Origin of the sequence: Chitinimonas sp. BJB300 (assembly GCF_002735695.1) — a bacterium.
GTDB lineage: Bacteria > Pseudomonadota > Gammaproteobacteria > Burkholderiales > Chitinimonadaceae > Chitinimonas.
Map to the genome: position 1 here is coordinate 20,919 of NZ_PDZH01000065.1, position 6,128 is coordinate 27,046.

Consider the following 6,128-nt stretch of genomic DNA (forward strand, 5'->3'; position numbering starts at 1 on the left):
GGACTAAGGCATTGCTTATGGCAACTGTTGATGGTCTATTGTTACCATTAATGATGTGGCTTGCCATATGTTTACGTTATGGAACACTTAAGTCTCCTAACATAGTGGAGATAATGAGTTATTCAGTTCTATCTATACTTGCTCTTCCTTTATTTTTACGTGCAGGCCTTTATCGGGCCATTACTCGATACCTTGCGGAAAAAGTTGTTTTGGTAATAGTAAGTACAACCTCCCTTGTGATGCTTTCTTATGCGGGGATTGTTATTTTTTTAAATGATGTGGCTTGGCCAAAAACTACTTTTCTAATTGCCTGGCTACTAATGGTTTTTTATATGCTGGCCAGTCGCTTTGGCGCTAGATTTGTATTGCGGCATTTTGTTAGAGCCCCACTCCAGAAATCTGTACTGATATATGGTGCGGGTAGTGCTGGGAGGCAATTAGCTACAGCATTAGCTAATGGATTTGAGTATCAGCCTATTGGGTTTCTCGATGATGATAAGCGATTGCATAAATTAGAGATCGGTGGATTGAAAGTTTTTTTGCCATCAGAGCTTGCATCGTTGATAAAGAGAAAAAATATCAAGCAAGTATTATTAGCGCTACCATCCGCATCGAAGAATAGACGTGTCGAGTTAATAAATTGGCTCGAACCTTTTCATGTTGATGTACGTGTTGTGCCTGGTATGGCAGATCTAGTAAGCGGGTTGGCGACCGTGTCAGATGTACGCACTGTTGATGTAGATGAGCTATTGGGTAGAGAGGCTGTACCGCCTGATCAAGAGTTATTGGCTGGTAATATCCGTGGGAAAGTTGTTATGGTGACAGGTGCGGGTGGGTCAATTGGCTCCGAATTGTGTCGACAAATTATTCAACAAGACCCTGTGCGTGTTGTCCTATATGAGATGTCTGAGTTTGCACTGTACAGTATAGATCAAGAGCTTCGTCATCTTTTACCTGAGACTGCGATTGAATTAGTACCGGTTTTGGGTTCGGTTCAGGATGGACAACGTATTGGCGCTATCATGCAGCGTTATTCTGTACAGACTGTTTATCATGCCGCAGCTTACAAACATGTACCGATTGTCGAGTTTAATATCACTGAAGGTGTATTGAATAATACGTTTGGTACTTTGGCTACTGCACTGGCTGCGCAGAAGCAAAATGTTGAGACCTTTGTTTTGGTTTCGACTGATAAGGCTGTTCGCCCCACTAACGTAATGGGAGCCACAAAAAGAGTGGCCGAATTAGTATTGCAGGCGTTAGCTGATATGAATAGTGGATCAACCCGGTTTTGTATGGTCCGTTTTGGGAATGTACTGGGTTCTTCTGGTTCAGTAGTGCCATTATTTAGGAAACAACTAGAAATGGGTGGGCCAATCACGGTGACCCATCCTGAAATCACGCGCTACTTCATGACTATTCCAGAGGCCGCTCAGCTTGTTATTCAGGCTGGAGCAATGGGTAATTCGGGAGAGGTATTTGTGCTTGATATGGGGCAGCCGGTTAAGATTGTAGATCTTGCACGTCGAATGATTCATTTGAGCGGCTATACGATTAAAGACTCGGATCAACCCGATGGAGAGATTGAGATTCAATATGCCGGCTTACGTCCTGGCGAAAAACTATATGAAGAGCTTTTGATTGGAAGTAATGTCCTTGGCACATCCCATCCTAAGATCATGAAGGCAAAAGAAGAATTTCTTACTAAAAAAGAAATGGATAGTCTTTTAGCTGACTTACTATATGCCTGTAATGAGAATGATTTGGAAGCAATTATGGCTCTGCTGCATAGATGTGTTGTTGACTTTAAGCCGGAAGCGACAATTAAAGATCATCTATATGACTATTGATTTTAATAGTTGGGTATTGTCTATCGTTATATAAATAGAAACAGGGGAATACCCCTGTTTTTTATGTCTGCATACTACTTTTGATGGTTATGAAATAATACAGGGTGACCATAACTCAATTTCTTTTTCAATATTGATTTTTTTTGTTAGGTAAAGACCATAAGATGCAGATTCTTCAATTAAATCAATGGTTATAGCGGGATCTTCAATATTGGTGACAGTGCCTTTAAGAAGTATGGTTCCTGAGATGCCATATTGAGCATTACGACATACTGTTTGGCCTAAGCGTTGGAACGCGGCGATATGTAGCTCTCGTATTTCTTTTTGACGTATCTCCATGTACGTCATCCCATAACGGATATTTTGTTTCCAAATTCCGGTAAACTTATCACCGTTTGGCCAATTGTATGTTCCAATTCCTTCAAAAGAGTCCTGGATAAAGTTGCCGGTATACTGTTGGCCAGCATAAGAACTGCGCTCTCCCCAGGTGTAATTTCCCTGACCATGTCGATAGTCATTGTGAAATTCACCGATATAGATATCACCAGTTATGGGCCATTGCTTCTTGCCGATGCCATGCTTTTTTCCGTTACGAAATTCCCCTTCATAAAAGGCTATTCCATTAGCAGTGCCTGTACCATTGGCTAAGCCTTGACTATTGCAGGGGCCGACATAGTTGTCCTGTAACTCTGGGTCTATTACCTTGCATGTCGAGGCCCATGTACTGCAGCTTACAATCAATAGTGTGATAGTTGCGGTAGTATTTAGTTTTTGAATAAAGATCATGGCATTGGCCAAGTGAGTTGCATGGATCTACCATTACTTGATATTGCGGGTTGATTCTTGCTGCGATTGCGATTCCATTCCCATGTGTACTTACCTACAACTGCACCAAGTAAAGAGCCTGCTACGACATCAGATACCCAATGTTCACGGCTACGAAGCCGCCCGTATTGAGTTAGGGCAGGGAGTGCATATAGCATTGGCATATCGTATTCAATAGCAAATGGCGTTACGACTGCAGTGGCTACTGCCGCATGGCTTGAGGGAAAGCTGTGTTCAGATTGACGATTGGAGGTGCCATTGAAGTTATGGCTACCTTGGTTCGCTTGGGGACGGGCTCTACCAAATGCCCACTTTCCAGTTTCTGCAGCTAGTCCTGAAATGATGCCTGCCTGCATAGCCGCATAAGCGGTACTGGATAGACGACTATCTCCTTCATAGGTTGATAGTGCACCTGATAAAGCCAAGCCTGCCCAGGGCAGTGCATCACCAATATCAATGATTTTCTGCACACGTTTGCTGGGGGCGCTCTGTGTTTTGCGCTCAATCGACTTATCTGCCGCACTCGCTATTAATACGAGGCCTAACCCAAGGGCGGTTTTATTAAGCCCCTCAGCACTAAATACATCTCGCGTACCGCGTCCTAGCAGTCGAAATGAGTCTTTAAGTGGTTGCCGGAAAAAGAGAGAATCTGGATTACGCCGTGTGTAATCATCATCCAAATCTCCTAGGTCGGTTAAACCATCATTACTTTCACGGTTTTGGATATATCGACTGGCTCGTGCATATAAGTCGCCAGGTGATGCAACCATCTGTCCAACATCACGCGTCCAAGGACTGAGGCTGTAAGAGCCTGTGGCTGAGGTATCCTTCGTGAGCATGATATTAAGGGGCAGTGATAGGAATACGCCTTTGTCTCTATAGGGGCTATCGGGCTTACCTGGCGACTGAATGTCATGGCCATTGGTTACCGTGTACCAGGCTCCCATTTCTACGCCAGACTTAAAGCGGCGTGTGAGTTCAAAGCGAGCACCCTCATCTTTTGCCAGGAAACGCCCTGCTCTGATTGTAGCGGTAAGACCTTGGCTTGGTATGCGGTAATTGAGTGAGGCAATGGCGGTGGTGGTTTTATAATCTCTAAATTTGAAATAGCCGTCGTAATCACGTTGTTTCAAGCGATCTATCGCTAAATCCAATGAAAAGGGAGCAGACTTGGGTATATACAGTACTTGGCCACCTGCTCCGCCAAACATTTCCTCATATATCCCTGCGCTAGCGCGGGCATGTAGTCCTTGTCCAACATGGAAGTATTGATTTAATGTGGCTTTATTGAGTTTGAAGCGATTGCCACGCTTATATTCTGCAACATCTGAACGTACATGCGGTAGCTCACTATTCGACTTTTGAGTGACATCCGATACGTTTTCTAATACTGAGGCAGTCGCGCCCATATCAAGCGTCGTTTGTTCCGCCAGGCGTGCAGACATTGACCCAAGTAGATGCAGGTCGTATTTTAGTACACCACTCGGGTCATTAAAATAGGTACTAATTTTGGGTGTGATTCGAAAACGGCTTAGCGTACCAGTGTCCAAATTAAGTTGAGCAAGGTCACCTGCAGACTCACCTTGGCTGATAGACCCACTAATTTTTTCTTCTTCCAGTATTGCCAAATGAGTGTCAAGGCTGGTGTCAATCGTATCGGATGGCGAGGCGTAGTTAATAGAAATGGTTTTTGCTAATGCTTCGCGAGAAAGTGAGCCATTGAAATAGTTGGTTAGCACATTGATATCCATAAACTCATAAGTCAGCATAGCTGTTCCAGCTTGGCGCAGTGTAACTTTGAGTTCTCGCACATTAAATGGTGCATAAACAATGGCTAAATGCGCAGCGCGCCCTGCAGCCCGGCTAGGCTTACTAATACGAGTATTACTGGCATCAATAAATAGTTGATTCCCTTGAAGGGAAATGCGGACATCGCGGAAGTTTTGTTTTGCCAGGGCACGTTGAAGATTGCGACGATAAGTAGAATCATTTCGCCATTGTGTTTCGGTTGGGCGTATTGGCAATTCTGTTAATGCAGGTGGTTCGTCAATCTTTGGAATGAACTCTTTTTCATTCAGTGGGACAGACATGTAAGCGTTGAGTGCTGGTGTGCCATCTTGTAAGCGACTTAATTGGCCATTGAGCCAGCCCCATTTGTATTCGATGCCGATATTGGCGCCTTTATTACGTTTCGCTACACCACTTTTTAACGCAAAAGGATCATTTTTATAACTGTGAGCATCGTATTCTGCTACCAGTCTAAAGTTAGAATCAGGTGTTGGACGAAAGCGTATGCCGGTAAAAAATCCATCAATACGCTTATTTCCATAACCTGCAGTGATATCTAATGGACCAAACTGTTTGCTGGCAGCTATATAGCTTGAACCAAAGATTTTAGTGCCTTCAAAGTCATTGATGCCAAAGGCGACTGCTGGCAGGTATTGGTCTTCTGAGTTTAATTGTAATTTGGTTGAGAATAATTTATCGCCATAGCTACCATAATTTTTGTTACCTTCAAAACCCTCTACTCCTTTAATACGAGTAAACACGCCACTCATTTCTAGCCATGGCTGAAGGGTAATATTGCTCCAAAAGGCGCTATATGGGCTCTGTATAGTAACGCCTGTGCGCCATGTACCATCTTTGGCAACCCGCCCATCAGGCATTTGAATTAGGCCGGTTTGTGCATTGAGGTTGCTATCCGCATATGCAAAGGAACTGGCTAGTAAAAGGACTAAGAGTAGCTTGGGTTTGTGTTTGATGGGCACAGGCTTGGGTATAAATGGATAGTGTTGGAAGGTATAAAATAGAAATAGCCACATGTAGTGGCTATTTCATTTTCTACAGCAAAAGCAGCGCAGCTTAGTGGTGCGAGCTGGCGTGATGCGTCGAGGGTGTATCATCTGTAGATGATGTCACCGCAATAGCAGCAGCAGCAGCAACACCAGCAGCGATAGCAGCAGTAGTTGCGGTAGCGGCACTAGCAGCGCCAGCACCAGCGCCAGCAGCAGAACCACCTGCAGAAGCCGGTGCTGCGGCTTCTTCAGCAGCTTGGGCAGAGAACATCGACAGAGCGGCGACTGCTGCCAGAATCATTTTCAACTTCATATTGGTTTCCTCACTTTCAGTTTCAAATAGGAGGGCATTACGACTATCCCGCCTTGATGGTACTTGCCCATTGAGCTGAAGGCAACTGGAAATCTCCCGTATTTACGTGGGGAGGTATCGGACATCACATTGCAACTATTCACCCGGCAACTAAGTGTTGATCAGGCGGCGTACTTGATCCTGGGGTCTTCGAAATAGGAGCACACTCGTTCCGGGGTGTTTTCCAACATCTCCATATGGGCTTTGGTCGCTTGCTTGAGCTTGTCCTTGGTTCGCACCTGAATGCGCGATCCCAGCGCATGCTTGAGATCGGCGTTCAATCGCTCGTCCGGATTGAGTTCAGGA

General features: G+C 44.7%; 4 protein-coding genes and 1 pseudogene. 1 reads left to right on the plus strand and 4 read right to left on the minus strand.

Features of this window, described 5'->3' with window-relative positions; all coding sequences use genetic code 11:
- Positions 1–17 precede the first annotated feature (17 nt).
- Positions 18–1,850 carry a polysaccharide biosynthesis protein gene (locus tag CSQ89_RS12460; protein ID WP_099406483.1) on the plus strand — a complete coding sequence of 611 codons (1,833 nt, stop codon included), beginning with the start codon at positions 18–20 and terminating at the stop codon, positions 1,848–1,850.
- An 87-nt stretch (positions 1,851–1,937) separates the two neighbouring features.
- Here CSQ89_RS12460 and CSQ89_RS12465 read toward each other — a convergent pair whose 3' ends face one another.
- The 4 genes and pseudogenes from CSQ89_RS12465 to CSQ89_RS22480 form a co-directional block, all read right to left on the minus strand.
- Entirely contained in the window at positions 1,938–2,636 is a 699-nt protein-coding gene (locus CSQ89_RS12465; protein ID WP_099406479.1) for a hypothetical protein, read from the minus strand.
- Complete coding sequence (locus tag CSQ89_RS12470) at positions 2,633–5,497, minus strand: YjbH domain-containing protein (protein ID WP_099406480.1); 2,865 nt, start codon at positions 5,495–5,497, stop codon at positions 2,633–2,635. Before CSQ89_RS12470 ends, CSQ89_RS12465 begins: the two co-directional genes overlap by 4 nt.
- Before the next feature lie 40 nt (positions 5,498–5,537).
- On the minus strand, positions 5,538–5,783 hold the full coding sequence (locus tag CSQ89_RS12475) for a hypothetical protein (protein WP_099406481.1): 246 nt from the start codon (positions 5,781–5,783) through the stop codon (positions 5,538–5,540).
- 161 nt (positions 5,784–5,944) lie between these two features.
- A pseudogene (locus CSQ89_RS22480) lies at positions 5,945–6,128 on the minus strand (IS630 family transposase); the annotation flags it as partial.

Coding starts and splice junctions, on each gene's coding strand:
- CSQ89_RS12460 (WP_099406483.1), top strand. CDS start 18: ATGGCAACTGTTGATGGTCTATTGTTACCATTAATGATGTGGCTTGCC.
- CSQ89_RS12465 (WP_099406479.1), bottom strand. CDS start 2,636: ATGATCTTTATTCAAAAACTAAATACTACCGCAACTATCACACTATTG.
- CSQ89_RS12470 (WP_099406480.1), bottom strand. CDS start 5,497: ATGTGGCTATTTCTATTTTATACCTTCCAACACTATCCATTTATACCC.
- CSQ89_RS12475 (WP_099406481.1), bottom strand. CDS start 5,783: ATGAAGTTGAAAATGATTCTGGCAGCAGTCGCCGCTCTGTCGATGTTC.